The organism is Mesorhizobium sp. M1006 (assembly GCF_040318825.1).
GTDB lineage: Bacteria > Pseudomonadota > Alphaproteobacteria > Rhizobiales > Rhizobiaceae > Mesorhizobium.
Genome location: NZ_JAMYMZ010000028.1, coordinates 14335 through 39459, shown reverse-complemented (window position 1 = coordinate 39459; position 25125 = coordinate 14335). Strand labels below are relative to the sequence as shown.

Below are 25125 nucleotides of genomic sequence, written 5' to 3'. Positions count from 1 at the left end.
GCGTTGAGAATCCGCCTGGAACGGCAACAGCCGGCTCAATGTGCACCTGCGAAGGCCAGGCAGGCAGCACGGCTATTGGGGACGAGCGTCGGAGGCGGTGTCCGGCCGTGGCGGCCGTTAGACCCGTGCCATGCAGACAGCGGTGTGACCCGAGCTGATGAAGCCAAGCTGACTGGCGGCGCCCTTCGACAGATCGAGCATCCGCCCCTTGATGAACGGGCCGCGGTCGTTGATGCGCACGACGACACTGCGGCCATTGTTGCGATTGGTCACCTTCAGCTTGGTGCCGAACGGCAGGCTGCGATGCGCGGCGGTCAGCGCCGACGGGTTCATGCGTTCGCCGGAAGCGGTTCTGGAATGCAGTGAGTACCAGGACGCACGGCCGCACTGAGCGGCGGCGCTGGCAGTGGATGCGCCGACCATCAGGCCAGCCGCGATCGTGGCCGCGACAAGCGCGGTCTGGTTGCTTTTGTTCATGTGTTGGGGACTGGCTCCGTTGACAGACCCGCAGCGGTTAGGGACGAATGAGGCAGCAAATGCGGCAATGATCTGTCGGTTCCATGGCAATGTTACACGTTTGGAGTCGACGCGAAACAATTTGTCAGAGATTTCCCGCAGCGCGGCACAGCTTCCTTGATGATCTTTCCACCGATCTCCGCATGTCTTGCGCAGGATCAGAGGTTAGCATCTAAGTAGAAGTTGGCGTGATTGGGCTGCTTCTTTTAGCTGTTCCATTTCGGCCGGAATGCGGCTGATGATCGACTTGGAGAGGAGTTCTAGCGATGAGATTGATCAAAAATCTGCTGGCCTTGATTGTGCTCGCCATCGGCGTGCTGTGGTCATTGCAAGGCATCGGTTGGGTCCAGGGCAGCTTCATGACCGGCCAGTCGCAATGGCTCTATGCCGGCATCGTGACCGTGCTGGTCGGCCTGGTCGGTCTCGCCTGGGCAAACCGTTCGCGCGGTTGAGCAGGCGTCCATGCTCAGGCGCCCGCCGGAGCAGCACACAGCGGACCCGTGGCGGCCGCTCACCGCGACCAGTACTGCCAGCCCCAGTAGAAACTTTCGTCGCGCGGCGGCAGGCGGTTGCGCTCGGCATCCAGCTGGACCGGCGTCGGCGTTTTGCGTTCGCCGTCAGGCGGCTGTTTGTCTCCGGCCTTGATCAGGCGGAGCCAATGGCCGAAATGCGCAAACAGTACAGCGGTGGAATGGGGCATCGTCACGTCTCCGGTCCGGTTACTCCCGCCCCGCCCACGGGACGAGAACCCGCTCGATCCTGCGGATGATGAATTCGAGCACGAAGGCAATGGCAGCGATCACCAGTATGCCCATCACCACCACGTCGGTGACGAGGAACTGGGCAGCGGACTGGATCATGAATCCGAGCCCGCGCGTCGCGGCCACCAGCTCGGCGGCGACCAGCGTCGACCAGCCGGCGCCAAGCGCGATGCGCAGCCCCGTCAGGATCGAGGGCAGCGCGCTGGGCAGGATGACGTGCCTGATCACCTGGCGCTGCGTGGCGCCAAGCGAGCGCGCTGCACTGATGCGCTCCTGCGAGACGCCGCGAACACCCGATGCCGTCGACAGCGCAACCGGCGCCAGCATGGCAATGGCAATTACCAGGATCTTGGATGGCTCGCCAATGCCGAACCAGATAATGATCAGCGGCAGATAGGCGAGCGGCGGGATCGGCCGCAGGAATTCGAGCAGCGGATCGAAGATGCCGCGCCCGATCGTGCTGATGCCGATAGCCAGCCCGATGGGAACGCCGACGAAAACGGCCGCGACCAGCGCCGCAAACACCCGCCACAGGCTGGCGGCGATATGCTGGAGCAGCGTTGCGTCGACAAAGCCGTCACGGGCGACGACGACAAATTTGTTCCAGACTGCCACAGGCGACGGCAGGAAAACCGGCGACACCAATTGCAGGCGGGCCGATGCCGTCCACGCCGCCAGCATCATCAGAATGGTGATCGCGCTAACCACGCGGGCCGAAACGCGGCTGCGTCTCGGCCGCGGCCGCGACCATGGCACCGACAGCGCGTCGGCTCCGTCGTCGACCTTGCGCTGCGGCCGCTCGGCATAGGAGGTAACGGTCATGCTGCCTCCCCTTCGAAGATCGCGTCGGTCAGCTCGCCGCGCGCTGCGGCGAAGGCGGGATCGGCCTTGATGCTGCGAATGGCCTCGCCGGCTGCATAGCGCCGGCTGAAGCCGGTCTCGAAGCTCCACACCACCCGGCCAGGGCCGGGAGCGAGCACAATGATACGGGTTGCCAGCACCAGGGCTTCCTCGATGCCGTGCGTGACCATCAGCACGCCGACCTGGCTCGCCGTCCACAGATCGAGCAGCGTTGTCTGCATGCGTTCGCGTGTCAGCGCATCGAGCGCGCCCAGCGGCTCGTCGAGCAGCAGGAATTGCGGCTCGGCCGCCAGCGCCCGGGCCAGGCCGACCCGCTGGCGCATGCCGCCGGAAAGCTCCCAGATGCGCTTGTCGCCGGCGCCGTCGAGTTTCACCAGCGCCAGAAGGTCGTCGGCAGTCCGCGCCCGTTCCGCGGCCCTGACACCGCGCAGCCTGAGCGCAAAGGCGACATTTTCCCGCGCGGTCAGCCACGGAAACAGCGCGTCGTTCTGGAACACGACGGCGCGGTCAGAGCCTGGCGCCGTGATCGGCCGGCCGCCAATCGTGGCGCGTCCGCGCACAGGCTCGACCAGGCCCGCAGCGACGTTGAGCAACGAGGTCTTGCCGCAGCCGGAGCGGCCGACCAGGACAACGAAGTCATCCTTGGCGATCTCAATCGACACATTTTCGACCGCCGGCGCCGGCTGACCGTCATAGTGGACCGAGACCTTGTCGAGCACGAGATGCGTCATGGGAACCTCGCCGATATTCCGAATCTGTCTGCCCCGAAGCCGCTCCTCGCAAGCGGTTCGGGGCAGGGAGCACGCGGCGTCAGGGAAGGAGAACCGCGCGCGTTGGCGTCAGTTCGAGGCAAGTGCTTCGCTGACATATTTCGACGACACGTATTCCGAATAATCCGGCAGCACGGCGTCGATCTTGCCCTGCTCCTTGAGGAAGGCCGATGTCGCCTCGACCGCTTTGACCGTGCCGCCACCGAGGAACTTGTCCGAGGCTTGCTCCTCGAGCGTCGGGAAGACATAGCCCCTCAATAGTTGCGGCACGTCCTCCAGCTTGGCCCCGGTGATCGTGGCGATCTTCGCCGCTTGCGGCGACGTCACCGACCAGGCGTCCGGCTTGGCCAGGAACTCGGCATAGGCCGCGCCCGTCACCTTGACGAAGTCGCGCACCGCTTCCGGGTTCCTTTCGGCGAAATCGGTGCGCACGATCCAGGCGTCGAAGGTCGGCGCGCCCCAGGCGGCGACCTGCGAGGAATCCAGCACGACCTTGCCCGAAGTCTTGATCTGACCGAGTGCCGGATCCCAGACATAGGCGGCGTCGATGTCGCCGCGCGCCCATGCCGCCGCGATCTCCGGTGGCCGCAAATTGAGAATATCGATCGACTTCGGGTCGACACCCTCATGCTTCAGCGCGGCAAGCAGGCTGTAATGCGTCGTCGAAACGAAGGGCACCGCCACCTTCCTGCCGGCAAGGTCGGCGGCCTTCTCGATGCCGGCGCCGTTGCGGGCGACAAGGGCCTCGGATTCGCCGATCAGCCCGACAATGAAGATTGTCTGGATTGGAAGCTCGCGGCTCGCCGCCGCCGCCAGCGGGCTCGAACCGACATAGCCAATGTCGACCGATCCGGAAGCGATGGCGGCGATCACGTCGGCGCCGGAATCGAATTTCCGCCAGTCGATTGCCGCCTTGGTCGCGCTCTCATAGGCGCCGTCGGCCTGCGGCACCTTCGAGGGCTCGACGACCGTCTGGTAGCCGATAGTGATCTTGAGGTCCTGCGCATCGGCTGGGCCGAGAAAGGCGGCGCCAGCCAAGGCCGCCGAGGACAAGAGAACGATACGTCGCGAAATGGTGGACATGAAACGCTCCTTGGAAACGAGGAAAACCCGGATTGCGTTTCATAGTCATCTAACTCTATCGTTCTTGTAGAGTTAAATCCTTCCAATCGGTGCGGTCTTGTTAGAAAAATTCATCTGGCTATGGCAGTTCGCGCGCTTCTGGGTGACGGCTCGGGTGAGAACTATCGTCCTTGCCCGGGAACCTCTTCCACGTCGTCCTTGCGCGCAACAAGGATTTTCCCGTTTTCGCCCCTGCATCGGCAAATCCATACTGTGGATAGCCAAGAAATTGGAAACAAGTTCCCTGTGTTCGCGGTTAAGTCTAGTATCCTTATCGACATTGAAGGATTGGAGAGGACGATGAGCGACGCCACCCTCCTTGTTGCCGCGCGCGGCATGCTTTGGCCTTCAAATTCAGGGGCAGAAGCTGCTGTTGGTATTCTCGCCGATCGGGACATTCCTGCCGCCGGCCAGTTTGCCGGTGTGTCATTCGCGGTGGCTCCTGTGCTCGCAAGAGCACAAGCCCCGGCCAAAATGGCCATTGCGGCGTGAAAACGAAGCAAAATCAACGTTTCTCGGCTTGTATATCATGTCACTAGAATTTATCTGTAGTGACAGCTTGGACGCGGCGGGGAGGCACGCCAGGCGTTTCGCAACCGGTGGCCTTGCGCCATCGCATGACAGAGAAACGTGCGGGTTATGCTCACGAAAAAAGGTAAATACGGCCTCAAGGCGCTCGTCCATCTGGCGCGCCTGCCGGTTGGACAGCTCGCCTTCGTCAACGACATCGCCACAGGAAACAATATTCCGAAGAAGTTCCTCGATGCCATCCTTGGCGAATTGCGCAATGCCGGTTTCGTTCAGAGCCGCAAGGGCAAGGAAGGCGGCTACCGGCTGGCACGCCCAGCGGACGAGATCAAGGTCGGCCACGTCGTGCGCGTGCTCGACGGGCCGCTTGCCCCCATTCCTTGCGCCAGCCGCACCCAGTATCAGCGCTGCGAAGACTGCAACGAGGCGACATGCCAAGTCCGACACCTGATGCTGGAGGTCCGGCAGGCCATCGCCGAGGTGCTGGATCAGCGCAGCCTCGCGGAAATGCGCGACATCGCCGGCGACGAGGATTTTTCGGCGGCGTTGAAAATCCAGGCCTGAACCAATCTCTCCTGAGCCGGCGACGATCGCCAGGACAGCTGGTGTGCGCATGACCGGGCGCGCTACGCCAAGTTCGATCATCATTGTCGGCGGCGGCGCCAGCGGTGTCGTGCTTGCCGCTCATCTGCTGAAGTCGCCCAATCCCGATCTACGTGTCAGCCTGATCGAAAAACGCCCGCATTTTGGGCAAGGCATGGCCTATTCAACGCTGCTGTCGGCGCATGTGCTGAATGTCAGCGCGTCGGGCATGAGCGCCTATGCCGACGATCCCGGCAATTTCTCGCGCTGGCTGCTTGAACGCGGCCTGGCAACGCCGGAACAGGCGCCGGTCTATGCGCCGCGCAGCGTCTACGCCCGCTATCTCAAGGAGTTGCTCGACGAGCTCGAGGCGCGTGAGCAGCAGACGGGCCGGCTGCGCTTGATCCGCGAGGAGAGCCTGTCGATCTCGCCGACCGCGTCAGGCGTCGAAGTGGCGCTGGCCAACGGCACCAGCGTGGTTGCGCATCTTGCCGTGCTCGCCACCGGCCACGACGAAGAGCCGGGGGCGGGGCAGGGGCATGCGATCAGGATGGGATCCGAGGCGGACACTGCGCTCGACCCCGAAGCCCGAGTCCTGGTGCTGGGCACCGGCTTGAGCATGGTCGATGCCTTCCTGTCGCTCGAGCAGCGCGGCCACCGCGGCGCGATCGTCGCGGTGTCGCGGCGCGGCCTGCTGCCTTCGCCGCATCGCAAGGGCAATCCGATCAAGCTCGACGTTGCCGACATTCCGCTCGGCACCCAGCTTTCCTATTTCGTCGGCTGGTTCCGCGACCTGATCCGGGAAAACCAGAAGGCCGGCATCGACTGGCGCGACGTCGTCGACGGTCTGAGACCCTTCAACCAGAAGATCTGGCAGAACTGGCCGTCCTCGGCCAAGCGCCGCTTCGTCGAGCACACCAAGGCCTGGTGGGACATCCACCGCCATCGCATGGCGCCGGAAGTCTACGCCCGCGTTGCCGAGGCGGTGCAAGCGGGCCGCATCCGCCTTGTCGCCGGCCGCGTCGTCGAGATCGCCGCCGGCGACGGCTTCAGCCTACAGGTCCAGTCGCGCCACACGCAGCAGCTCGAAAGGTTCGACGTCACCCGCATCTATGATTGCACAGGCATCGCCAGGGACATCTCGACCACCTCGAACAGCGTGGTGCGGTCGCTGGTCGAGCGTGGACTGGCACGGCCGGATCCGCTGCGCCTCGGCCTCGACGTGACCGCGAACTGCGAGGTCATCGCCGGCGACGGCACGGTATTCGCCAATATCCTCGCCGTCGGGCCACTGACGCGCGGCACCTTCTTCGAAATCGACGCCATTCCCGATATTCGCGTGCAGTGCGCGCGGCTGAGCAAGCGCTTGCTCGGATGAGGCCGCCTCTGTCTTGACGCGATCTCGGATGCAAGACCGCTGTCGCCGGGTGAAAAGATCTCGACCGCATAGCCGCGTTCGGTGAAGGCGAACCAGGGGTGCGGGAGCTCGCTCCACCAGAGCCGACCAGCAGCCTGTGGTGGTCGAGACAGCCAGGCGATGACGCCACACGTTTCGGCCGTCTCGCATCGACCGGATTGATGTCGCGCACGCTCGTCTTCGTTCTCCTCCATGGATTTTGTAGTCGGCGAGGCCGTGAGCCGCGACCCTGGCCAGATGGCCGGGCAAATTCTGCTTTCGTCGTCACCGTGCCTTGCCTACCATGGCGCATGACCCAACGCGGAAGACTCTACGGCTGTCCGGTCGAGTTCGCGCTCGACGCGCTCGGGGGCAAATGGAAGACGGTGATCCTGGCGCGCATCAAGGAACAGCCGATGCGCTATTCCGACCTGCGCCGGCTGATTCCCTCACTCTCGGACAAGATGCTGACGCAGCGCCTGGCCGAGCTTGTCGAGATCGGCTTCGTCACGCTCCAGACGTCGCCCGACGGCAAGGGGCGCTACGCCTTGACCGGGCGCGGTGAAGATCTCGCCGCCGCGCTCCAGGCGCTCTACGACTGGGGTAGCGTGCACGGTCGCGCCGAAGGCGTGCGCTTTCGCACCGACAGCGCAGCCACCACCTAGATCAATTCCGGGAAAGCGCGGAGCGGTTTTCCGTCCGCAATTGCGTGAAACCGTGAATGGCTCCAGCAAGCCGATTGCCCTCAACCCGCGCCGGCAAGGGCGCTGCAGAAGCTTGCGACGTTGGTGACGACGGCTTCGCCGAGGAAGCGTAGCGTCGCCATCGAGCGGTCGCGCGCTTCGCGGTTGCCGAAGCCACAGGCATCCTCGATTACCACGGAGACAAAGCCATTGTCGGTCGCCTGGCGAACGGTCGGCTCGATGCCGATCTCCATGGCGATGCCAGCGAGCGCTATCGTGCGCACGCCGCAATCGCGCAAGGCAAAGCCGAGCGCGGTGGAATCGAAGGCCGACATCGTGAGCTTGTCGAATACCGCCTCGTCCGCGCGGGGGTCCAGCTCGGGCACGATCCGCGTCGCTTCGGCGTCGCGCGGGAACCACGGCTCGACCGTGTCGGGGCTGTCGCGCCGCTGCCAGGCCATGGCGGTGCGCAGCTGCGTCGCGCCCATCCATTTGCGCGGCAGCGACAGGTGGCGCGTGAACGCCACCCGCATTCCGGCCCCGCGCGCCGCTTCCAGCACCGTGCCGGTACGCTCGACGATGGTCGCGGCGCCGGCCACCTGCCGGCAGATGCCGACCTGCATGTCGTAGACCACCAGCGCCGTGCGGCGCGGATCGCACCACTCAGCCAGGCTGGCCGGGATTTCGATCCCGTCGCTCGACCGGATCATGCCGCAGTCCGGTCCCATGGCTTGGCGATATCGACCGTCGGATCGAACAGGAATTCCAGCGGCAATGGCGCGTCGAAGGCGATGAAGTGCCATTCTAGCAGCCCGGCCTTGGACAGCGGGAAGTCCTCGGTGTAGCGCCGCGCTTCCGCGACGCTGTCGAGCTCGAAGACGATGATGACGCCGCCAATATCGGCGCGCGCATAATTCTCGCGCACGATCCCCGCCTTCCAGAGCCGCCAGACATTCGACACTTCGTCGCGCAGATAAGGCCGCAAATCGTCGAGCGTGACGCCGGGCTTGAAATTGTCATAGGCAAGAATCTTCATCGGCCGTTCCTTGTATTGCTGTTCGCCCAGCGCCGGGTAGCATGGCCGAATCGGCGGCCGCAACGAACGAGATGGTGCGTTGAAACGCCCGCACGATTGCCGTTGATCCTATGGGCGGCCGCGGGATAATTTTTGCTGAAGAGGAGGAAAAAGTGCGGTGACCATCGAAAGGCTGAACCCCGAGGGCATGCACAGCAATCCGGCCTATTCACAAGGCGTGTCGCTGCCGGCATCCGCGCGCATCGTGCTGGTCGGCGGCCAGAATGGCGTCGACGCGCAAGGCCGGATCGTCGCCAGGGACGATCTCCCTGCGCAGACCGCTCAGGCGCTTTCCAACCTGGCAAAGGTGCTGGAAGCCGGTGGGGCAAAGCCTGAAGACCTCGTCAGCCTCTCGGTCTATATCGCCGGCGACCTGGACATAGGGCCGGCCTTCGGCGCCTGGATGGCGTTCTGGGCAAACCGTGGCGCGCCGCCGATCATCAAGGTGCTGCGCGTCGCCGGCCTCGGCAATCCGGATTTTCTGATCGAGATCGAAGCCCAGGCCGCGATCGCCTGAACCCTAAGCGGGTTCTGCAAATCTTTTGCCCCTGCCTGCAGGCCGACGAAGCTTTCGCGAAATTCCATTCCCCTGCTGGCGGCCGGATTGGCACGATCTATCTTCTTTCCAACTGCAAACGGCTGGAAAAGACGGTAGGTTGCCGTCTTCCAGGGCGGTTGCTCATTCTGGCAACGGAGCATCTGACATGAGCAAGCACAAGATCGTGGCATCGGACGATGCATCGTCCCGCCTGCGCCCGCCTTATGCCTCGGTTCTCGACCTGATCGGGCAGACGCCGGTCGTCGAGCTGACCAAATTCGACATCGGCAAGTGCCGGCTGTTCATCAAGCTCGAAAGCCAGAATCCCGGCGGCTCGATCAAGGACCGCATCGCGCTGTCGATGATTGCCGCCGCCGAAAAACAGGGCAAACTGAAGCGCGGCGGGACGATTGTGGAGGCGACCGCCGGCAACACCGGTCTTGGTCTCGCCCAGGTCGGCATCCCCAAGGGCTACCGCATCATCCTGGTCGTCCCCGACAAGATGTCGCGCGAAAAGATCCAGCATTTGCGGGCGCTCGGCGCGGAGGTGCGGATGACGCGTTCCGATGTCGGCAAGGGTCATGCCGAATATTATCAGGACATGGCCGAAAAGATCGCCGCCGAGCTGCCCGGCGCCTTCTATGCCAACCAGTTTGCCAACCCGGCCAATCCGCTGGCTCATGAAACCACGACCGGACCGGAAATCTTCCAACAGCTCGAAGGCGACGTCGATGCGGTTGTCGTCGGCGTCGGGTCCGGCGGCACGCTGACCGGGCTCGGCCGCTACTTTGCGAAAGTCTCGCCAAAGACCGAGATGATTTTGGCCGATCCGGTCGGCTCGGTGCTGGCGCCGTTGATCAAGACCGGCAAGATGATAGAGGCCGGGAGCTGGACCGTCGAAGGCATCGGCGAGGATTTCGTCCCGCCCAATGCCGATCTGTCGCTGGTCAGGAAGGCCTATTCCATCCCCGACAAGCAGAGCATGCTGGCGGTGCGCGACCTGCTTTCGAAGGAAGGCATCCTCGCCGGCTCGTCGTCCGGCACGTTGCTTTCGGCAGCGCTCCGCTATTGCCGCGAGCAGACCGTGCCGAAGCGCGTCGTCACCTTCGTCTGCGACAGCGGCAACAAGTACCTGTCGAAAGTGTTCGACGACTTCTGGCTGGCCGAGCAGGGCCTTGCCGAGCAGGAGCAGCATGGTGATTTGCGCGATCTGGTGATGCGTTCGCACCGCACCGGTGACACCGTGTATGTCGGTCCGGACGAAAGCCTGCTCAACGCCTATGGCCGTATGCGCCGCTCGGACGTCTCGCAGCTGCCGGTGCTGGACGAGGGCAAGCTCGTCGGCATCATCGACGAAAGCGATATCCTCGCCAAGGTCGAAGGCCCCTATGACAGCCGCTGGGACCGCTTCAAGGCTCCGGTCAGTACGGCCATGACCTCTACCCTGCACACGCTGCAAGCCAGCCAGACGCTGGACGCGTTGCTGCCGGTGTTTGATCGCAACGAGGTCGCCATCGTCTTCGACGGCGACGAATTCATCGGGCTGATAACACGCATTGACCTGATCAACCATCTGAGGCGCGCCCGATGACCGTCAAAGCCACCGTATCGGGCAAAAACCGCCTCGCCTTTTCGACGCGCACCATCCATGGCGGCCAGAGCCACGACCCGACGACGGGCGCGGTGATGGTACCGATCTATGCCACTTCGACCTACGGTCAGCAGAGCCCGGGCGTGCACAAGGGCTTTGAATATGCCCGCAGCCAGAACCCGACCCGCTTCGCCTTCGAACGCGCTGTGGCCGATCTCGAAAGCGGCACAGCCGCCTTCGCCTTCGCTTCGGGGCTGGCAGCGATCGCCACTATTTTCGAACTGCTCGATTCCGGCGCCCACATCGTCGCCACCGACGACATCTATGGCGGCACGTTTCGGCTGCTCGAGCGGGTGCGCAAGCGCTCCGCCAACCTCCAGGTCGACTTCGTTGACTTCACCGATCTTGCCGCGGTCGAGGCGGCGATCCGCCCGGAAACCAAAATGCTCTGGGTCGAGACGCCGACCAACCCGCTGCTGCGTGTCGTCGACCTCGAAGGCGTCGCAGCACTTGCCAGGCGCAAAGGCGTGCTCTCAGTCGCCGACAACACTTTCTGCAGCCCCTATCTGCAGCGGCCGCTGGAGCTCGGCATCGACATCGTGGTCCATTCGACGACAAAATACCTCAACGGCCATTCCGACATGGTCGGCGGCGTCGCCGTGGTCGGCGACAACAAGGATCTCGCTGACCGGCTGAAATTTCTGCAGAACGCCATCGGCGCCATTTCCGGGCCGTTCGACAGTTTCCTGGCGCTGCGCGGACTGAAGACGCTGGCGCTGAGGATGGAGCGTCATTCGTCGAACGGCCAGAAGATCGCGCACTGGCTGGAAAGCCGTCCCGACATCCGCCGTGTCATCTATCCCGGCCTGCCCAGCCACCCGCAGCACGCCATCGCCAGGCGGCAGATGCACGCCTTCGGCGGCATGATCACGGTCGAGCTCGACCGCGACCTCGCCGGCACCAAACGCTTCCTCGAACATACGCAACTGTTCACGCTGGCCGAAAGCCTCGGCGGCGTCGAAAGCCTGATCGAGCACCCGGCGCTGATGACGCACGGCTCGATCCCGGCGAAAAAACGCGCCGAGATCGGGATTTCGGATTCGCTGGTAAGGCTGTCGGCCGGGATCGAGGATGGCGACGATCTGATCGCGGATCTGGATCAGGCGCTGGCGAGCTGAGCCCGCCAACAAGAACCTGCGAGACGTCGGCAGGACAGTGCCCCCCTCTGCCCTACCAGGCATCTCGGCCACGAGGGGGGAATTTGGCCGTCATCTTGCGCTGAAACACGCACGGGACGGCGAAGCTGCCGATCTCCCCGCTTGTGGGGGAGATGTCCGGCAGGACAGAGGGGGCGTGAAGGATCGCGAACGAGCGGCGCTTATTCTGCATCCATATCCATGTGTCTTACATTCTATTCCGTTGACCTTGGCGCCATCTGGCAGAATTGTAGCTTCCTGATCCACCTTGCTGCCTGGCTCCGGAAGCTATGAACAACCGACAACGCAACCAACCGACGGCAAGCGATACCCCGCTCACCTTCGCCATCCTGGTCTTCCCAGGCTTTCCGATGATGGCGTTCAGCTCGGTGATCGAGCCGCTGCGCGCGGCGAACGTGCTGGCCAAGCGGGACTGGTACCGCTGGATCATCGTCGGCGCCGCCGAAGGCCCCGTCGAGGCCTCGAATGGCGTCGTCATTCAGCCCGGCTTTTCCGCCCATGACGCGCCGAAGGTCGATCGCATCGTCGTCTGCTCAGGCGGTGACGCCGATCATCTCGTCGCCGAGGATGCCGTGAGCTGGATCCGCAAAAGCCTGCGCGGCGGTGCCCATATCGGCGCGGTGGCGGATGCCGCCTTCTTCCTGGCTCGGGCCGGCCTGCTCGACGGTCATGCCTGCACCTTGCACTGGACCAGCCAGGCTGCCTTCACCGAAGCGTTTCCGGACATCGAGCTGAGGCGCGATCTCTATGTCATCGACCGCAAGCGCTTCACTTCGGCCGGTGGCGTCGGCAGCCTCGACATGATGCTGGAGATCATCACCGGCGATTATGGCGCCGAACTGGCCGCCGGCGTCGCCGAATGGTTTGTGCACAGCCCGCTACGCTCCAGCGTCGACCGCAAGCTGATGCCGCTCAGGCTGCGGACCGGCGTGCAGAACGAACTGGTGCTGTCGGCCATCGCCATCATGGAGGATGCGGTGGAGGAGCGGCTCGGCATGGCGGAACTGGCGGGGCGACTTGGTATCTCCTCCGATAAGCTCGAACGCAATTTCCGCTCCGAACTCAGTATCTCGCCCAACGGCTATTACCGCCGCCTGCGGCTGAAGCGTGCCGCCGACCTCCTGGCGCATTCGACGCTGATGGTGCGCGACGTGGCGCTGGCCTGCGGCTTCGCCTCGATGTCGAGTTTTGCGCGGGCGTTTCGGGAGGAGCATGGCCATGCGCCGAAGGTGATGCGGAGGCATTAGGTATTTCGGACGTTGGCGGGACAGCGCCCGGGACAGCGCCCCCTCTGTCCTGCCGGACATCTCCCCCACGAGGGGGGAGATTGGCAGCTTCGATGCTCCGCTCCTCCTGCGACGGTGGAAATTCACGAAAGCGGCGATGACGAGCCGATCTCCCCCCTTGAGGCAGGGCTATCGCAGATGGAAAGCCGAGGCTTTCGCTCTACGACGTACCCCCACCCCTAACCCCTCCCCACAAGGGGGAGGGAGACTTCCGTTGGCGCTGACCTCGGCAAATTGCCTGCCTTTCGGCGCCAAAAGGGGAAGTAAGGGCGGGCGGCAGCGTTCCCTCCCCCTTGTGGGGAGGGTTAGGGTGGGGGTCCATCTTCGTAAGAATCCAAATGCGATTGCCCTGCCCCTTGAGGGGGGATGTCCGGCAGGACAGAGGGGGGCGCCGTAGAACGCTACGGAACGACTTCAAGCGGTATTTCGCACAACATCTGCGGTATCTCGCACAGCCTCTACGCGGCGCATGGCCCATCCTCGCCGCTTCCAGGAGGCACCCATGAGCATCGTCGTTTTTGACCCCGACAGCACCGAGGATGTCGACTTTAGGGATCGCATGCGCCATCCGGCGGCGGCGGATCCGGCCGGCGGTATGTGGCTGTCGGACACCGAGCCGTCCTTCATCGACGCCGACGCGCTGCGCAAGGGCCGGCTTGCCAGGCTGCGCGCCTGGATGCGCGAGGCCGGCTATGGCGGCGTCGTTTTGTTCGATCCCTACAACCAGCGCTACGCCACCGGTTCGCGCAACATGTTCGGCTATTTCCTGCGCAACTCGACGCGCTATTTCTTCATACCCACCGAAGGGCCGATCGTGCTGTTCGAATATCCGCAGAGCTACCATGTCTCGATGGTGCTCGACACGATCGACGAGGCGCGTCCGTCCAAGCTGGTCTGGTCGTCGGTGTCAGGCCGCGACGACGAGACCGCCGGCCCGTTCGCCGATGAGATCGCCGAATTGCTCAAGGTGCATGGCGGCGGCTCGATGAAGCTCGGCCTTGACCGCTGCAGTCATCTGCAGGCACTGGCGCTCGAAAAGCGCGGCTGCGAGGTGCGGGATTGCCAGGGCGAGATTTTGGCGGTGCGCGCGGTCAAGACGCCCGAGGAAGTAAAATGCCTGCAGGTGTCGATGGCTGGTGCCGAGGCTGCGGTCTATGCCGTGCGCGAGGCGATCAAACCTGGCGTTTCCGAAAACGAGCTGTTCGCCATCATGTATGGTGAGGTCATCCGGCAAGGCGGCGAGTTCATCGAGACCCGGCTGCTGACCTCGGGCCAGCGCACCAATCCGTGGTTCAACGAGGCGAGCGGCCGCAAGATCAGGCCGGGCGAACTCTTGGCGCTCGATACCGATACGATCGGCTGCTACGGCTATTATTCGGACTTTTCGCGCACCTTCCGTTGCGGACCGGGCAAGCCGACGGATTATCAGAAGTCGCTCTACCGCATGGCGCACGACCAGGTTCAGCACAATATCGGGGTCGTCAAGCCGGGCATGGCGTTTCGCGAGATTGCCGAAAGGGCCTGGAAGATACCGGACCGCTTCGTCGACCAGCGTTATACCTCGGTCATGCACGGCGTCGGCATGCATGGCGAAACGCCGTTCATAGCGCACGCCATGGACTACGAGACCTATGGCCGCGACGGTTTCATCGTGCCCGGCATGGTGGTCAGCGTCGAAAGCTATATCGGCGAGAAGGGCGGCCGCGAGGGCGTCAAGCTGGAAGACGAGATCCTGATCACCGAGACCGGCACCGAGCTCCTGTCGCGCTTCCCCTATGAGGATGATTTCCTTGACAGACACGTTTGAGTGCTGACAGGCAGTTTTGCATGAAAAGCCCGATCTCGATCAAGCGCGGCAAGGCGGCGGCGGTGTTTATCGATCTCCAGGAGGAGCATCGGCGGGACAAGCGCTATCTGGTCGAAGGCTATGGCGATATCCTCGCCAACGTCCAGCGCCTGCAGACAGCAGCACGGGCCAATCATGTGCCTTTGTATCACTGGGCCTATATCGTCGATCTCGCCACGGCGCGGCCGTTCCACCCGGTCGAGGCCAGCGGCAAGTCGGCATTTTCCGACAAGGACGATCCGCTGACTGCGATCTGCGCGGAAGTAGGCCCGGCGACAGGCGAGATGATGTTGGTCAAGACCGATGCCAGCGCCTTCCGCGCGGGGCCTGCCGCCGAGCGGCTGAAGGCCGATGGCATCGAGTGGCTGGTCGTTGCCGGCGTCTGGACCGAGGCCTGCATCGATGCCACCGTCAAGGATGCGGTGGCGCTCGGGTTTCGAGTGCTGCTGGTCAAGGATGCCTGCGGCAGTGGCAGCACGGCGATGCACCAGACGGCCATCCTCAACCTTGCCAACCGGCTCTATGGCGGTGCCGTCCCCACCACCGACGGCGCCTGCCGGCTGCTGGCAGGCGAGACGGTCGAAGCCTGGCAGGTCGAGGGCTCGGTGCCGCTGCGCTTCAGCTATGAAAATGCTGCCCGGCTCTACGCCGAGCTCTGAGCGGGATCGCGCAGCGATGATCACCGAGGCCGAGCGACCCGGAACGAGAGGGCGCGGAAAATACCAGACGCTGCTCGATCCGGAGCTGTGGGCCTATATCGATCGGGTCAACGAGTGGTATCCGCCCGAAATCGTCTACATGCCGATCGACAGGCAGCGGGCGGTCTATGATGCCATGTGCCGGGCGTTTCGCGAGCCCTATCCACCCGGCGTCAAGGCCAGCGACAGCGCGGTTCCTGCCGGCGACCGTGCGATCCCGGTCCGGCGTTACCAGATGGCGGGCACGGCGCCGCAGGCGATGGTTGTCTATTATCACGGCGGCGGCTTCGTCCTTGGCGGCCTCGACAGCCATGACGACATCTGCGCCGAGATATGCGCCGGCACCGGCTTTGCCGTGCTGTCCGCCGATTACCGGCTGGCGCCCGAGCATCTGCATCCGGCCGCCTTCGACGATGCGCTGGCCGTATTCGAATGGGCGACGGCGACGGCCGGCCTGCCGATAGTGCTCTGCGGCGAAAGCGCCGGCGGCAATCTGGCCGCTGCGGTGGCACAGGCGACACACCGCCATCCTCGCCATGCGATCGGCCAGGTGCTGATCTATCCCGAGCTCGGCGGCCCGGAACCAGTTGGCAAAGAGAGCGCCGGCTCCTGTGTCGAGCACGCCGAAGCGCCGCTGCTGACGTTGCGCGATATCGAATTCTATCGCAACGTGCGCTCCGCAAAGGCACAGTCGCCCGACGATCCGACCTTTTCGCCACTCCGAGGCAGCAATTTCTCCGGCCTGCCGCCGACCTTCATCATCACGGCCGAGTGCGATCCGCTGTCCTCCGACGGCGAGGCCTATCGCGACTGCATCCTCGCCGCCGGCGGCCGCGCCTGGTGGCGCGAGGAGCCGCGTCTGGTGCACAGTTTCCTGCGCGCCCGCAAAACCGTTCCGCGCGCCGGTGAAGCCTTCGCCCGCATCATTGCGGCCATCGCCGCGCTTGGCAAAGGCGACTGGCCTTACTGAGGTTGCGAAGGCCCCCTCATCCGGCCGCTTCGCGTCCACCTTCTCCCCGCTGGCGAGAAGAGCCTGGCATCAACGCAGGCGACCTCCTCTCCCCCCGGGGGCGAGGTCGGATTGCCCCGAACTGCCCTTCGCAATTCGGTTGGCGATCCGGGTGAGGGGGACCTTCCGCTTGCGGAACAGCGCACAAGAACTGCGGAAGTCCGAACACTCCCCCACGGGCGCTCGCCCTATCATCCCCGAGGCAATGGCGCTCCGGCGATCGCATCCGTCCCCCGCGTTTGGCGATCGGCAGAGGTGCCCAACAACAGGGGAATGACGACAATGAAGTTCATGCTGACCGATCGAAAACTGCATCCGCAGGCCGAGCCCGTCGCCGATGGCTTCAAGAAAGGCCAGATGAACCGGCGCGAATATCTCGCCACCATGGCTGCGCTCGGTGTCAGCGCTGCCGGCGCGCTGGCGCTTGGCGGGCTTGCTCCGTCACCGGCCAGGGCCGAGGAGGCGAAGCGCGGCGGCGTCTTGCGCGTTGCCATGAATGTCAAGGGCTGGAAGGATCCGCGCACCTTCGACGGCGTCGAGATGTCCAACGTCGCCCGCCAGTGCAACGAATATTTGGTGCGCTGGAAGCGCGACTTCACCTTCGAGCCATGGCTGCTCGAGAGCTGGGAGACCAGCGACGACGCCCGCGTCCTGACCCTGCATATCCGCAAGGGCATCACCTGGTCGAACGGCGACACCTTCAACGCCGACGACGTGATCCACAATCTGACGCGCTGGTGTGATGCGTCCGTCGCCGGCAATTCAGTCGCCGCGCGCATGGGCGCACTGGTCAACGCCGATACCAAGAAGCCCGTCGACGGCGGCATCGAGCGCGTCGACGACGTCACCGTGCGGCTCAATTTGCCGAAGCCCGACATTTCGCTGATCGCCGGCATGGCCGACTACCCGACGCTGATCATGCACCGCAGCTATGAAGGCGACGGCGATCCGCTGAAGGCATTGGCGATCACCACCGGGCCTTGCGAACTCGTGGCATGGGACGCCGAGGTCGGCGCCGAAGTCCGCCGCAAAGACAAGCCATGGTGGAAGGGCGAGTTCTACCTCGACGGCATCAAATGGGTGGACTACGGCTCCGACCCCAATGCGATGCTGTCGGCCTTCGAATCGGGCGAGATCGACACCGATCACGAAACCGCCTCCGACACGGTTGCGCAGACCGACTCCATGGGCCTGAGCAATTCGGAAATCGCCACCGGCTCGACCATCGTCGCGCGGTTCAATATCGGCAATCCGCCCTATGACGACATCAAGGTGCGCCGCGCCGCCCAGCTCGCCGTCGACAACGCCGCCGTGCTGAAGATCGGCATGGACAACCGCGGCAAGCCTGCCGAGAACCATCATGTCGGGCCGATGCATCCCGAATATGCCGATATCGGCCCGGCCGTCCGCAACATTGATCAAGCCAAGGCCCTGCTCGCCGGGGCCGGCAAGGCCGACCACGAATACGAACTCATCTCGGTCGACGTGGACTGGCAGAAGAGCTCCGGCGACGCCATCGCTGCGCAGATGCGCGAGGCCGGGCTGAAGATCAAGCGCACCGTGCTGCCGGCCGCGACCTTCTGGAACGACTGGAGCAAATATCCTTTCTCCTGCACGGAATGGCTCGGCCGGCCGCTCGGCGTCCAGGTGCTGGCGCTCGCTTATAAGTCTGGCGCCGCGTGGAACGAGACCGCCTACGCCGATCCGGAATTCGACAGTCTGCTCGACAAGGCGCTGGCGATGCCCGATCCCGGCGCCCGCAAGGAGCTCATGGCCAAGATCGAACAGAATCTGCGCGATTCCGGCGTCATCATCCAGCCCTACTGGCGCTCGGTCTACCGCACCTACCGCAAGGGCGTGCATGGCTGCGAGCAGCACCAATCGCTCGAGCAGCATTTCGAGAAGGTCTGGCTCGAGGCGTAGCCTTGCAGACGACCAATTGTCGGGGCCAGCGCCGCTCTTTCTTCCTTCTCCCCTTGTGGGAGAAGGTGGATTGGCGCGCAGCGCCAAGACGGTTGAGGGGTGCGGACGGAGTGCCGTCAGTATCAAGCTGGAACACCCCTCATCCGGCCGCTTCGCGTCCACCTTCTCCCACAAGGGGAGAAGGAAGAGCCACGCCAGGCCTTGAAATCTCCAGTCCAAGCCGCACGGTCTCCCGCACCAGCAGGTCCAGATCGTCGCGCCGGGTGCGGTGGTTGTTGATCGCCACCCTGAGGCTATGCTGGCCATGCACCGTCGTGTCGGAAATGGCGGCGATGCCTTCTTCCTGCAGCCTCAGCATGATCTCGGTATTGAGCGCTTTCAGGCGCTCCCCGCCCAGTCCGTCCGCGCGGTAGCGAAAGCACACGATGTTGATGCTCACCGGCGCTACCAGTTCGAGTGCCGGTTCGGCCGCGATCAGCGCGCCGAGATAATGCCCTTGCGCGATGTTCTGGTCGATCAGCCGGCTCCCAAAATCGCGCAAGCTGTGTGCGCTGCTCGCCTATCTGGCGCTGGCGCCGCATCCGGTCGGCCGCAGCCGCCTCTGCGAGCTTTTGTGGGATGTGCCGCCCCCACTGTGCCTCTATTTGGCACTCCGCAGCGTTGAAAAGTCGGGCAAAGGGCACGTTTCTTTCGGCCCTCGCAAGGGTTGGCTGGGTTCGACAAAATACCACAATAGATCGCGATTGGGGTGGGTTCGTCGCGCCCTTTTTGTAGAGCTGGCGCAAAATTCACAACAGCATAGAATATTGCTTGTACTAACTCGGCTTAATGAGAACAAACCTAAGGAAGCATTCCTGAATCTTGCTGCTGGTCACATTTCAGTATCTGCTAAGATAGCCCGTGCTGATTCCGAATTATTAAGCATTTGCAAAATTCAATCCTGCGATATTGGGATTTGTCCTTGTCATAGGCTGACTTGGATGCATTTCTTGGAAGCACAGCCGCGTCAGCGGATCGTTGAAACATGCTTGGGCGGACGGGGCACTAAGCATGGAGAGGAATATTGACACTCGCTAATGCGGCGGCCCCGGCCGGGAGCGTTCGACCCGACGCAAGAGACTACGGCAACCGTCGGCTAAGTCGTCGAATGCATCGCCCACAGCCTGGCTCTCGTTTGATGGCCGGCGAAGCTTTGCCCTCCTCCGATTGGCGCCAGCCTTCGCGGCAAAAGCGGGGATCGCCGCCTGCAATGGCCTTCCGAAATGGACGATGTCCGCCGCCAGCCAGTCGGAGGAATGAATCATGAAATTCGTAATCTATGCGGCCTTGGCCACTGCTTTGATGGCGATCGCCGGTTGTACCACCGACGACTACGGCGGTTGTCGCGGAAAGGGCTGCCTGGCTGATCGGCCCCATAAAGGTGGCCGACAGATTGACTATCGGCCGCAGTTCGACAGGAACGGCAATCCCAACTTCGATACCAGGGGCCGTTACATCGGCTGCCATGGGCTCGGATGTAAAGTCGACGATCCTGATGACGGGGATCAAAGTATCGACGACAGACCGCAGTACGACAGAGAAGGCAATCCCAACTTCGATACGCAAGGCAACTACCAAGGCTGCCGCGGCATCGGCTGCGAGGTCGATACACCGGACGATGACAATTCATCCGACGATGACGATTCCGATTAACGGACTCGGGGGCGAACAAGGAGGAAGCCAATCATGTCTGAATTCAGCGGCCTGGTCCGGCGACATGCCAAAATCGTTATGGTCGGCCTTGCGGGGTTGGGAATGGCGCTGACGTCCGCTTTCGCTGCGAATAACGCCTGTGACGGTATAAAGGTCGAAGTGACGAAGGCGCGCAAGCAGGAATATGCCCCTCTCGTCGTCTCGGCGATGACCAATAAGTTCAAGCCCGCTCAGGCAAAGTTCTTCACGATCATGGAGAGCGGCAGCTGGAGCGCCGCCTACGTCTCCACGCCGGTGAGCGACGACGGCGTGATGTTCTTCCAGACAGTCGACGGAAAGAAGCAGTTTCGCGACGTGTGGGGCGGCTATGCCGAGCCGTCGGAAAAACCTGAACTGGTATCCTGGGCGAAGAAGCTCGGAGCGCCGCAAGACCTGGCAAAGTGTTTTGCCGAGGAAGTTACGGAACGACGGTGATGATCGCTGGAAATTGCCGCTGACCGTTGGTGCAGGGGGAGAATGATTGGTGAGCGCTCCGGGGCGCCGGGGCTCTGAGATCGACTCCAATCATCAGCTGCAGGATGTGCAAAATGCAAACCGTTCGAAAATCCAGACTGATAATGCAGCTCGCCCGTGCATTGGCAACTTCAGTGAAAATGACGGCTGTTGTGAGTGTAGCTGTCCCGCACACGATCAATGTTGCGTATGCCAGCAAATATGATCTGCCGAAACCCTATGTTTCCCGGGCTCTTAACGCGGTTCTGATACCGATCAATCACGCCTCTCGGCACCGCTACCAGATCCCGCCCAAGCTTCGCGGCGTGTATGTCCTGGCCGTTGCACCCCACGGTGTTGCCGCGCGGCAAGGCATCCGACCGGGTGACGTGCTTGCCACAGTGCGGCATCAGCCGATTTCGACGCCGCGCGATGTCGATAGGTTCGTTTGGGCCGCCCTTGCCGCGAGTGCCACCAGTTTCCTGTTTGGCGTGAACCGCGGGACAGAAGTCACAGACGTCGTCGAGGTCAACACCAACATCACCGTCAACAACTTCAACACCAACATCTCGGTCAACAATATCTCCCAATGGACGAGTGTCGACAATCGAGAGGAATGGACGCAGATCGTCGATGAGTATGACGAGGAGATGGAGACGGGCCTCAATGACACAAGCTATCGCGGGGACGACTCGCAGCCTGGGGACGCCAGTCAGGACGCAGAAACGTCTCCTCCCGATGCCGATGACAAAAGTTCCGATGATCAGGACGATCCGAGCGATCAGAACGACGACACTGACGACGATAGTACGGATAACGATGCGTCGGATGACAGCACTGACAACAATAGTTCCGACGATCAGGACGATTCGAGCGATCAGAATGACGATGCAGACCCAACGGACGGTGGTGATGGCGACAACAACACCGACACTGACGACAACAGCTCGGATGACGATGCGACGGATGACAGTACCGACGACGCTGCCGGATCGAACGACGACGATGCCAACTAGCAGCCGACCGGGCCGGCAGTTCTAAACAGAGGTCAACCGATGAAAACCGCGACGCTGACCATTGCCATGGTCCTGGCCATGCCGGCTTTCGTTTTTGCCCAGGACAAGTGCTACGACGCCGCCAAGGATCAGGCCGCCGCGAACGAGTGCGCCGATGCCGCGTCCAAGAAATCCGACAACAAGCTCAACGAGCTTTACAAGCAGATTGAAACCCGCGTGAAGGATGATGTGGATACCAAGACGCTTTTTGTTCAAGCACAGCGCGATTGGGTCAAATTTCGCGACGCGGAGTGCAGTTTCCAGACCGTGGGAGCGGCCGGAGGAAGTGTAATGCCAATGCTCGTCGCGCAGTGCATGGACAGCCTGACGCAATCCCGTGTCAAAGACTTCGAGGATTACCTGAAATGCCAGGAAGGCGATCCGAGCTGCCCCGTTCCGGCAGCGAACACATCACATGCTGCACCTGCGGTGGCCGAAGAGACCGTCCCTGTCCAGGCTGCCGGACCGATACTTATTCCATTGCAACACGTCAGGGAATACGGAACCGACGGTGGTTATCACAAACTCGGGATCATGGTGGGCATCAATAGTGCCAAGCCTCGTCTGTTCGAATTCGACACCGGGTCGGATGAGTTCAACGCGGAGATCGATTCGAGCGTCCCTGGCGTAAAGCCGGTGCCCGGCAGCAAGCCCGCAATGTACGCCTATGGTGACGGCACCTATGGCGATTGGGTACAACAGGTACGGTTCGACAGCCTGTCTTTTTACGATCCGGATGATGCGTGGGAGCCTGTCGTAACCTTCGACGGCGGCTTTAGCGCTGCTCGGGTGGTGGATTACGTCTACACCAAGGGTTTCGGCGACCTCGAGGATGTGAAATTGATGCAGAAGCCCGTTGGTCAATACGGCGATACGCCAGTCTACGCGGATCTTAATGCGCGCGAGAGAATGCAGAAAGGCGAACCCGGTGGTTCGACGACGTTTTACGGCATCTTTGGAGCCGCCGATTTTATCTTTCCAGGAGACCAGACCAGTGCCCCCGGCGGTCAAACCCGAAGCGGCTATGTGGTCTCTGCCAATGCAAATCTTGGAAAAAGGAAGACGACACCGGGCTGCGGTCCGTGCCTGACGCTGAATTTGTCCCCCAGTCTGAGATCCCAGTTTACGGCCCTGACGCCGTGGGGCGAAGGGGATTTTCAGGCTTACCAGAGACGATTCCCGCGATCAGGCGCGAATGCATCCAATGAGTACGAGGGGTCTTACCGTTATACGATTTCTTTTGACCATAAGGGAAAGAAGCAATCGGTTGATTTCAGCGGACCCGTCTTATTGGATACAGGAACAGCGACATTTGTTCATATTACGAATGAAGATACTTTAAATAAGCTCAAGTCGAAAGGTTTTAAAATTGATAAATACAGTTCTGGCATAATAAACTTCAAGTTTTTTGGATTTGACGATAGTTTCAACAACAGGGAATACAGCGATGTCGTTATCGATCGCCAAAGCGATGAGGAGAGAGGCCATGGAATTTGGGTCGGCCTACCCTTCTTTCAGTCCAATTCCGTGATGTATGATCTGGAGAACAAAACAACCGCCTATTCACCCTATTTTGTCAGCGCTGCCGACTTTACGACAGACGCGGCTGTCAAGGATCAAGTGCAGCTCAACCGAGTGAACGGCGAAATGGGCAGCGACGGATGGCTCGGATTGGCCGGGAACATCTTCGGCGCCGGCGACTTCACGATCGAGAAGGACGCGGACGTGCGCATGACCGGGGCCAATACCTACACGGGCACAACCCACATCGCGGCCGATGGCTATCTTACTCTGGCCGGGCCGGGCAGCATCGAGCATTCCTCGCGCGTCATAGTCGACGGTGTGCTCAACATCGATCAGAAAGGAAACCACCTGAAGCCCTGGGGAGTGGCGCACTCCCTGAACGATACGGCCATTCGCAACCTTGGCGGTAAAGGCGAGGTCTATCTGGGCGCGGGCAGACTGATCCTGACAGCAGCCGACGGGCAATTTGATGGAACCATCGCGGACTTTGATGACGCCGGCGACAGCGGCGGCCTCGTTGTTGCCGGTGGCAAGCTGACGCTGAGCGGCAAGAACAAATATTCGGGCATGACGGAAGTGGTGGCGGGAGCGGAGTTGCACGTGACCGGCTCTTTGACCGGTGACGTTTCCGTCTCGGGACTGCTTGTCGTTGACGGAGAGGTCTCCGGCGAAGTCATGGTCAAGGAGGGCGGCACGCTGACCGGCTCAGGAAAGGTCGGCAACGTCACGGTCGCCGAAGGTGGCAAAGCTGATCCAATGAAAACCAGATAATCGGGCCATGGGCCGATCGTGGCAATAACGGACAGCTGACGAGAACATAGGGCGGGGCTGAGCAACTTAAGAGCTTGACTGCAATCGGAAAGGGAAATCGATGAAAATAGCGATATTGACTGCTGCCGTGGTTCTGGCTGCGCCGACATTCGCCCTTGCCAAGGACAAGTGCGCCGATGCCAAGGATCAGGCCACCATGAATCAGTGCTTCGGTGCCGAGTTCCAGAAATCCGACAAGAAGCTCAATGAGCTTTACAAGCAGATCGAAGCCCGCCTGAAGGACGATGCGGATACCAAGAAGCTTCTTGTTCAGGCACAGCGGGATTGGGGCAAGTTTCGCGACGCGGAGTGCAGTTTTCAGACTGCTGGATCGGCCGGAGGAAGCGTAATACCGATGCTCATCGCGCAATGCATGGACGGCCTGACGCAATCCCGTGTCAAAGCCTTCGAGGGTTACCTGAATTGCAAGGAAGGCGATCTGAGTTGCCCCGTTCCGGCCGCGAACTGACACGTGCTGCAACTTATTTGATCATGATGAAGCCGGCGGCGAGCATGACGTCGCTGCCAGATATGAACAATGCGAGGGGCATCATCACTGCGTGGGGACTTGAAGGAGGTGGATTGTGAAACGCTGCGGATCATCGCTCGCAATGGCGATTGCGGCATCTGTGCTGCTGGCATCTGCCGTGCCGGCAACAGCCCAGGATGACATGGGCTTCGACGTCAACGTCACGCTGTCCAAGAAAGCAGCCGCCAAGCTCGCGGCTGAAAAGGAGGGAATCGTCGTCTTCGCCTCCTATTACGGCGACCCCAAGCCGAGCGCCGCGAAGCACGCCAACGAAGTCGGCCTGATCGATCTCACACCGCACGACGAAGAGGTGGAGATACCGGGCACAGGCGGCCACGCCCGCATCAGCGGCGCCAAGGTCGACGCAAAGCGTCTCGACTGGCTTGCCGGCCCTCCCGATGTCAACGTCAACGTTGCGTCGGCGCGCAAGAGCAGCTCGGTCAATCTGCTCGGCTGCGATTTCATCGACGGTCCACTCAGCAACGTCCAAAGGGCGCCCGTGACGCTTCATTGCGGATTGATCGAAGAACATGTGGACACGAAGTTGAAGCCATAAGGCTCGCAAAAGTCATGCGCGCCCCCGCGCCAACGGATCGGCGGCACGACCTGACCTACTTCAGG

The 25125-nt window shown here is 62.3% G+C and carries 27 protein-coding genes; 19 read left to right on the top strand and 8 right to left on the bottom strand.

Annotation, left to right across the window (positions count from 1 at the left end):
- Positions 1-117: 117 nt before the first annotated feature.
- Entirely contained in the window at positions 118-477 is a 360-nt protein-coding gene (locus NKH60_RS23315; protein ID WP_352473985.1) for a septal ring lytic transglycosylase RlpA family protein, read from the bottom strand.
- 305 nt (positions 478-782) lie between these two features.
- On the opposite strand from NKH60_RS23315, the gene NKH60_RS23310 reads away from it, so the two are divergent.
- On the top strand, positions 783-968 hold the full coding sequence (locus tag NKH60_RS23310) for a hypothetical protein (protein WP_352491244.1): 186 nt from the start codon (positions 783-785) through the stop codon (positions 966-968).
- Positions 969-1027: 59 nt separating this feature from the next.
- Here NKH60_RS23310 and NKH60_RS23305 read toward each other — a convergent pair whose 3' ends face one another.
- The 4 genes from NKH60_RS23305 to tauA all read right to left on the bottom strand — a co-directional run bounded on the left by NKH60_RS23305 (position 1028) and on the right by tauA (position 3991).
- Complete coding sequence (locus NKH60_RS23305) at positions 1028-1216, bottom strand: hypothetical protein (RefSeq protein ID WP_352453651.1); 189 nt, start codon at positions 1214-1216, stop codon at positions 1028-1030.
- A 19-nt stretch (positions 1217-1235) separates the two neighbouring features.
- On the bottom strand, positions 1236-2099 hold the full coding sequence (locus NKH60_RS23300) for an ABC transporter permease subunit (protein WP_352836176.1): 864 nt from the start codon (positions 2097-2099) through the stop codon (positions 1236-1238).
- Positions 2096-2869: a taurine ABC transporter ATP-binding protein gene (locus NKH60_RS23295; protein ID WP_352686551.1), complete on the bottom strand. Its 774-nt coding sequence runs from the start codon at positions 2867-2869 to the stop codon at positions 2096-2098. The genes NKH60_RS23300 and NKH60_RS23295 overlap by 4 nt, the downstream gene beginning before the upstream one ends.
- Positions 2870-2977: 108 nt before the next feature.
- Entirely contained in the window at positions 2978-3991 is a 1014-nt protein-coding gene (gene tauA / locus NKH60_RS23290) for a taurine ABC transporter substrate-binding protein (RefSeq protein WP_352614697.1), read from the bottom strand.
- Between the two features lie 339 nt (positions 3992-4330).
- Between tauA and NKH60_RS23285 the strand changes: the two genes are divergently transcribed.
- The 4 genes from NKH60_RS23285 (at position 4331) to NKH60_RS23270 (ending at position 7201) form a co-directional block, all read left to right on the top strand.
- Positions 4331-4522, top strand: coding sequence for a hypothetical protein (locus NKH60_RS23285; RefSeq protein ID WP_352458582.1), 192 nt, complete (start codon positions 4331-4333; stop codon positions 4520-4522).
- Positions 4523-4669: 147 nt separating this feature from the next.
- Positions 4670-5122, top strand: coding sequence for an RrF2 family transcriptional regulator (locus tag NKH60_RS23280; RefSeq protein WP_023675902.1), 453 nt, complete (start codon positions 4670-4672; stop codon positions 5120-5122).
- 49 nt (positions 5123-5171) lie between these two features.
- Positions 5172-6518, top strand: coding sequence for an FAD/NAD(P)-binding protein (locus NKH60_RS23275; protein WP_352473976.1), 1347 nt, complete (start codon positions 5172-5174; stop codon positions 6516-6518).
- A gap of 329 nt (positions 6519-6847) precedes the next feature.
- Positions 6848-7201: a winged helix-turn-helix transcriptional regulator gene (locus tag NKH60_RS23270; protein WP_352473975.1), complete on the top strand. Its 354-nt coding sequence runs from the start codon at positions 6848-6850 to the stop codon at positions 7199-7201.
- Between the two features lie 80 nt (positions 7202-7281).
- On the opposite strand, the gene NKH60_RS23265 is transcribed toward NKH60_RS23270, so the two are convergent.
- Positions 7282-7929, bottom strand: coding sequence for a cysteine hydrolase family protein (locus NKH60_RS23265; RefSeq protein WP_352614702.1), 648 nt, complete (start codon positions 7927-7929; stop codon positions 7282-7284).
- On the bottom strand, positions 7926-8255 hold the full coding sequence (locus NKH60_RS23260) for a hypothetical protein (protein ID WP_352458586.1): 330 nt from the start codon (positions 8253-8255) through the stop codon (positions 7926-7928). The genes NKH60_RS23265 and NKH60_RS23260 overlap by 4 nt, the downstream gene beginning before the upstream one ends.
- A gap of 157 nt (positions 8256-8412) precedes the next feature.
- Here NKH60_RS23260 and NKH60_RS23255 point away from each other — a divergent pair, with 157 nt between their 5' ends.
- The 8 genes from NKH60_RS23255 (at position 8413) to NKH60_RS23220 (ending at position 18402) form a co-directional block, all read left to right on the top strand.
- Positions 8413-8811, top strand: coding sequence for a RidA family protein (locus tag NKH60_RS23255; RefSeq protein WP_352614704.1), 399 nt, complete (start codon positions 8413-8415; stop codon positions 8809-8811).
- A gap of 187 nt (positions 8812-8998) precedes the next feature.
- On the top strand, positions 8999-10423 hold the full coding sequence (locus NKH60_RS23250) for a pyridoxal-phosphate dependent enzyme (protein ID WP_352542812.1): 1425 nt from the start codon (positions 8999-9001) through the stop codon (positions 10421-10423).
- Complete coding sequence (locus NKH60_RS23245; RefSeq protein ID WP_352458589.1) at positions 10420-11601, top strand: cystathionine gamma-synthase; 1182 nt, start codon at positions 10420-10422, stop codon at positions 11599-11601. Before NKH60_RS23250 ends, NKH60_RS23245 begins: the two co-directional genes overlap by 4 nt.
- A 308-nt stretch (positions 11602-11909) precedes the next feature.
- The gene (locus NKH60_RS23240) at positions 11910-12887 is read left to right on the top strand and encodes a GlxA family transcriptional regulator (RefSeq protein ID WP_352458590.1); all 978 of its coding nucleotides are present in this window, start codon (positions 11910-11912) and stop codon (positions 12885-12887) included.
- Positions 12888-13428: 541 nt separating this feature from the next.
- Positions 13429-14733 (top strand): M24 family metallopeptidase, encoded by a 1305-nt coding sequence (locus NKH60_RS23235; protein WP_352539769.1) that lies wholly within the window; start codon positions 13429-13431, stop codon positions 14731-14733.
- A 20-nt stretch (positions 14734-14753) separates the two neighbouring features.
- Positions 14754-15431 carry an isochorismatase family protein gene (locus NKH60_RS23230; protein WP_352873455.1) on the top strand — a complete coding sequence of 226 codons (678 nt, stop codon included), beginning with the start codon at positions 14754-14756 and terminating at the stop codon, positions 15429-15431.
- 16 nt (positions 15432-15447) lie between these two features.
- Complete coding sequence (locus NKH60_RS23225; protein ID WP_352539771.1) at positions 15448-16440, top strand: alpha/beta hydrolase; 993 nt, start codon at positions 15448-15450, stop codon at positions 16438-16440.
- 321 nt (positions 16441-16761) lie between these two features.
- Positions 16762-18402, top strand: a complete 1641-nt coding sequence (locus NKH60_RS23220) for an ABC transporter substrate-binding protein (protein WP_352851037.1) — start codon at positions 16762-16764, stop codon at positions 18400-18402.
- 139 nt (positions 18403-18541) lie between these two features.
- Here NKH60_RS23220 and NKH60_RS23215 read toward each other — a convergent pair whose 3' ends face one another.
- Positions 18542-18943, bottom strand: coding sequence for a hypothetical protein (locus NKH60_RS23215; RefSeq protein WP_352683973.1), 402 nt, complete (start codon positions 18941-18943; stop codon positions 18542-18544).
- 761 nt (positions 18944-19704) lie between these two features.
- Here NKH60_RS23215 and NKH60_RS23210 point away from each other — a divergent pair.
- The 6 genes from NKH60_RS23210 to NKH60_RS23185 all read left to right on the top strand — a co-directional run bounded on the left by NKH60_RS23210 (position 19705) and on the right by NKH60_RS23185 (position 25060).
- The gene (locus NKH60_RS23210; RefSeq protein WP_352836172.1) at positions 19705-20094 is read left to right on the top strand and encodes a hypothetical protein; all 390 of its coding nucleotides are present in this window, start codon (positions 19705-19707) and stop codon (positions 20092-20094) included.
- A gap of 33 nt (positions 20095-20127) precedes the next feature.
- Positions 20128-20568, top strand: coding sequence for a hypothetical protein (locus NKH60_RS23205; RefSeq protein ID WP_352473549.1), 441 nt, complete (start codon positions 20128-20130; stop codon positions 20566-20568).
- A 113-nt stretch (positions 20569-20681) separates the two neighbouring features.
- A complete protein-coding gene (locus NKH60_RS23200) occupies positions 20682-21602 on the top strand; it encodes a Do family serine endopeptidase (protein ID WP_352473550.1) in 921 nt (306 codons plus the stop codon).
- Positions 21603-21641: 39 nt separating this feature from the next.
- Positions 21642-23936: a lysozyme inhibitor LprI family protein gene (locus NKH60_RS23195; RefSeq protein WP_352822452.1), complete on the top strand. Its 2295-nt coding sequence runs from the start codon at positions 21642-21644 to the stop codon at positions 23934-23936.
- A gap of 100 nt (positions 23937-24036) precedes the next feature.
- The gene (locus NKH60_RS23190) at positions 24037-24444 is read left to right on the top strand and encodes a lysozyme inhibitor LprI family protein (protein ID WP_352473552.1); all 408 of its coding nucleotides are present in this window, start codon (positions 24037-24039) and stop codon (positions 24442-24444) included.
- 115 nt (positions 24445-24559) lie between these two features.
- On the top strand, positions 24560-25060 hold the full coding sequence (locus tag NKH60_RS23185; protein ID WP_352614725.1) for a hypothetical protein: 501 nt from the start codon (positions 24560-24562) through the stop codon (positions 25058-25060).
- Positions 25061-25125 lie beyond the last annotated feature (65 nt).

Bases quoted from the DNA above. Each gene is read 5' to 3' on its own strand.
- NKH60_RS23295 (WP_352686551.1), bottom strand. From the start codon at position 2,869: ATGACGCATCTCGTGCTCGACAAGGTCTCGGTCCACTATGACGGTCAG.
- NKH60_RS23240 (WP_352458590.1), top strand. From the start codon at position 11,910: ATGAACAACCGACAACGCAACCAACCGACGGCAAGCGATACCCCGCTC.
- NKH60_RS23200 (WP_352473550.1), top strand. From the start codon at position 20,682: ATGCAAACCGTTCGAAAATCCAGACTGATAATGCAGCTCGCCCGTGCA.
- NKH60_RS23250 (WP_352542812.1), top strand. From the start codon at position 8,999: ATGAGCAAGCACAAGATCGTGGCATCGGACGATGCATCGTCCCGCCTG.
- NKH60_RS23270 (WP_352473975.1), top strand. From the start codon at position 6,848: ATGACCCAACGCGGAAGACTCTACGGCTGTCCGGTCGAGTTCGCGCTC.
- tauA (WP_352614697.1), bottom strand. From the start codon at position 3,991: ATGTCCACCATTTCGCGACGTATCGTTCTCTTGTCCTCGGCGGCCTTG.
- NKH60_RS23315 (WP_352473985.1), bottom strand. From the start codon at position 477: ATGAACAAAAGCAACCAGACCGCGCTTGTCGCGGCCACGATCGCGGCT.
- NKH60_RS23235 (WP_352539769.1), top strand. From the start codon at position 13,429: ATGAGCATCGTCGTTTTTGACCCCGACAGCACCGAGGATGTCGACTTT.
- NKH60_RS23265 (WP_352614702.1), bottom strand. From the start codon at position 7,929: ATGATCCGGTCGAGCGACGGGATCGAAATCCCGGCCAGCCTGGCTGAG.
- NKH60_RS23305 (WP_352453651.1), bottom strand. From the start codon at position 1,216: ATGCCCCATTCCACCGCTGTACTGTTTGCGCATTTCGGCCATTGGCTC.
- NKH60_RS23285 (WP_352458582.1), top strand. From the start codon at position 4,331: ATGAGCGACGCCACCCTCCTTGTTGCCGCGCGCGGCATGCTTTGGCCT.
- NKH60_RS23220 (WP_352851037.1), top strand. From the start codon at position 16,762: ATGAAGTTCATGCTGACCGATCGAAAACTGCATCCGCAGGCCGAGCCC.
- NKH60_RS23205 (WP_352473549.1), top strand. From the start codon at position 20,128: ATGTCTGAATTCAGCGGCCTGGTCCGGCGACATGCCAAAATCGTTATG.
- NKH60_RS23300 (WP_352836176.1), bottom strand. From the start codon at position 2,099: ATGACCGTTACCTCCTATGCCGAGCGGCCGCAGCGCAAGGTCGACGAC.
- NKH60_RS23275 (WP_352473976.1), top strand. From the start codon at position 5,172: ATGACCGGGCGCGCTACGCCAAGTTCGATCATCATTGTCGGCGGCGGC.
- NKH60_RS23310 (WP_352491244.1), top strand. From the start codon at position 783: ATGAGATTGATCAAAAATCTGCTGGCCTTGATTGTGCTCGCCATCGGC.
- NKH60_RS23210 (WP_352836172.1), top strand. From the start codon at position 19,705: ATGAAATTCGTAATCTATGCGGCCTTGGCCACTGCTTTGATGGCGATC.
- NKH60_RS23260 (WP_352458586.1), bottom strand. From the start codon at position 8,255: ATGAAGATTCTTGCCTATGACAATTTCAAGCCCGGCGTCACGCTCGAC.
- NKH60_RS23195 (WP_352822452.1), top strand. From the start codon at position 21,642: ATGAAAACCGCGACGCTGACCATTGCCATGGTCCTGGCCATGCCGGCT.
- NKH60_RS23230 (WP_352873455.1), top strand. From the start codon at position 14,754: ATGAAAAGCCCGATCTCGATCAAGCGCGGCAAGGCGGCGGCGGTGTTT.
- NKH60_RS23225 (WP_352539771.1), top strand. From the start codon at position 15,448: ATGATCACCGAGGCCGAGCGACCCGGAACGAGAGGGCGCGGAAAATAC.
- NKH60_RS23280 (WP_023675902.1), top strand. From the start codon at position 4,670: ATGCTCACGAAAAAAGGTAAATACGGCCTCAAGGCGCTCGTCCATCTG.
- NKH60_RS23245 (WP_352458589.1), top strand. From the start codon at position 10,420: ATGACCGTCAAAGCCACCGTATCGGGCAAAAACCGCCTCGCCTTTTCG.
- NKH60_RS23190 (WP_352473552.1), top strand. From the start codon at position 24,037: ATGAAAATAGCGATATTGACTGCTGCCGTGGTTCTGGCTGCGCCGACA.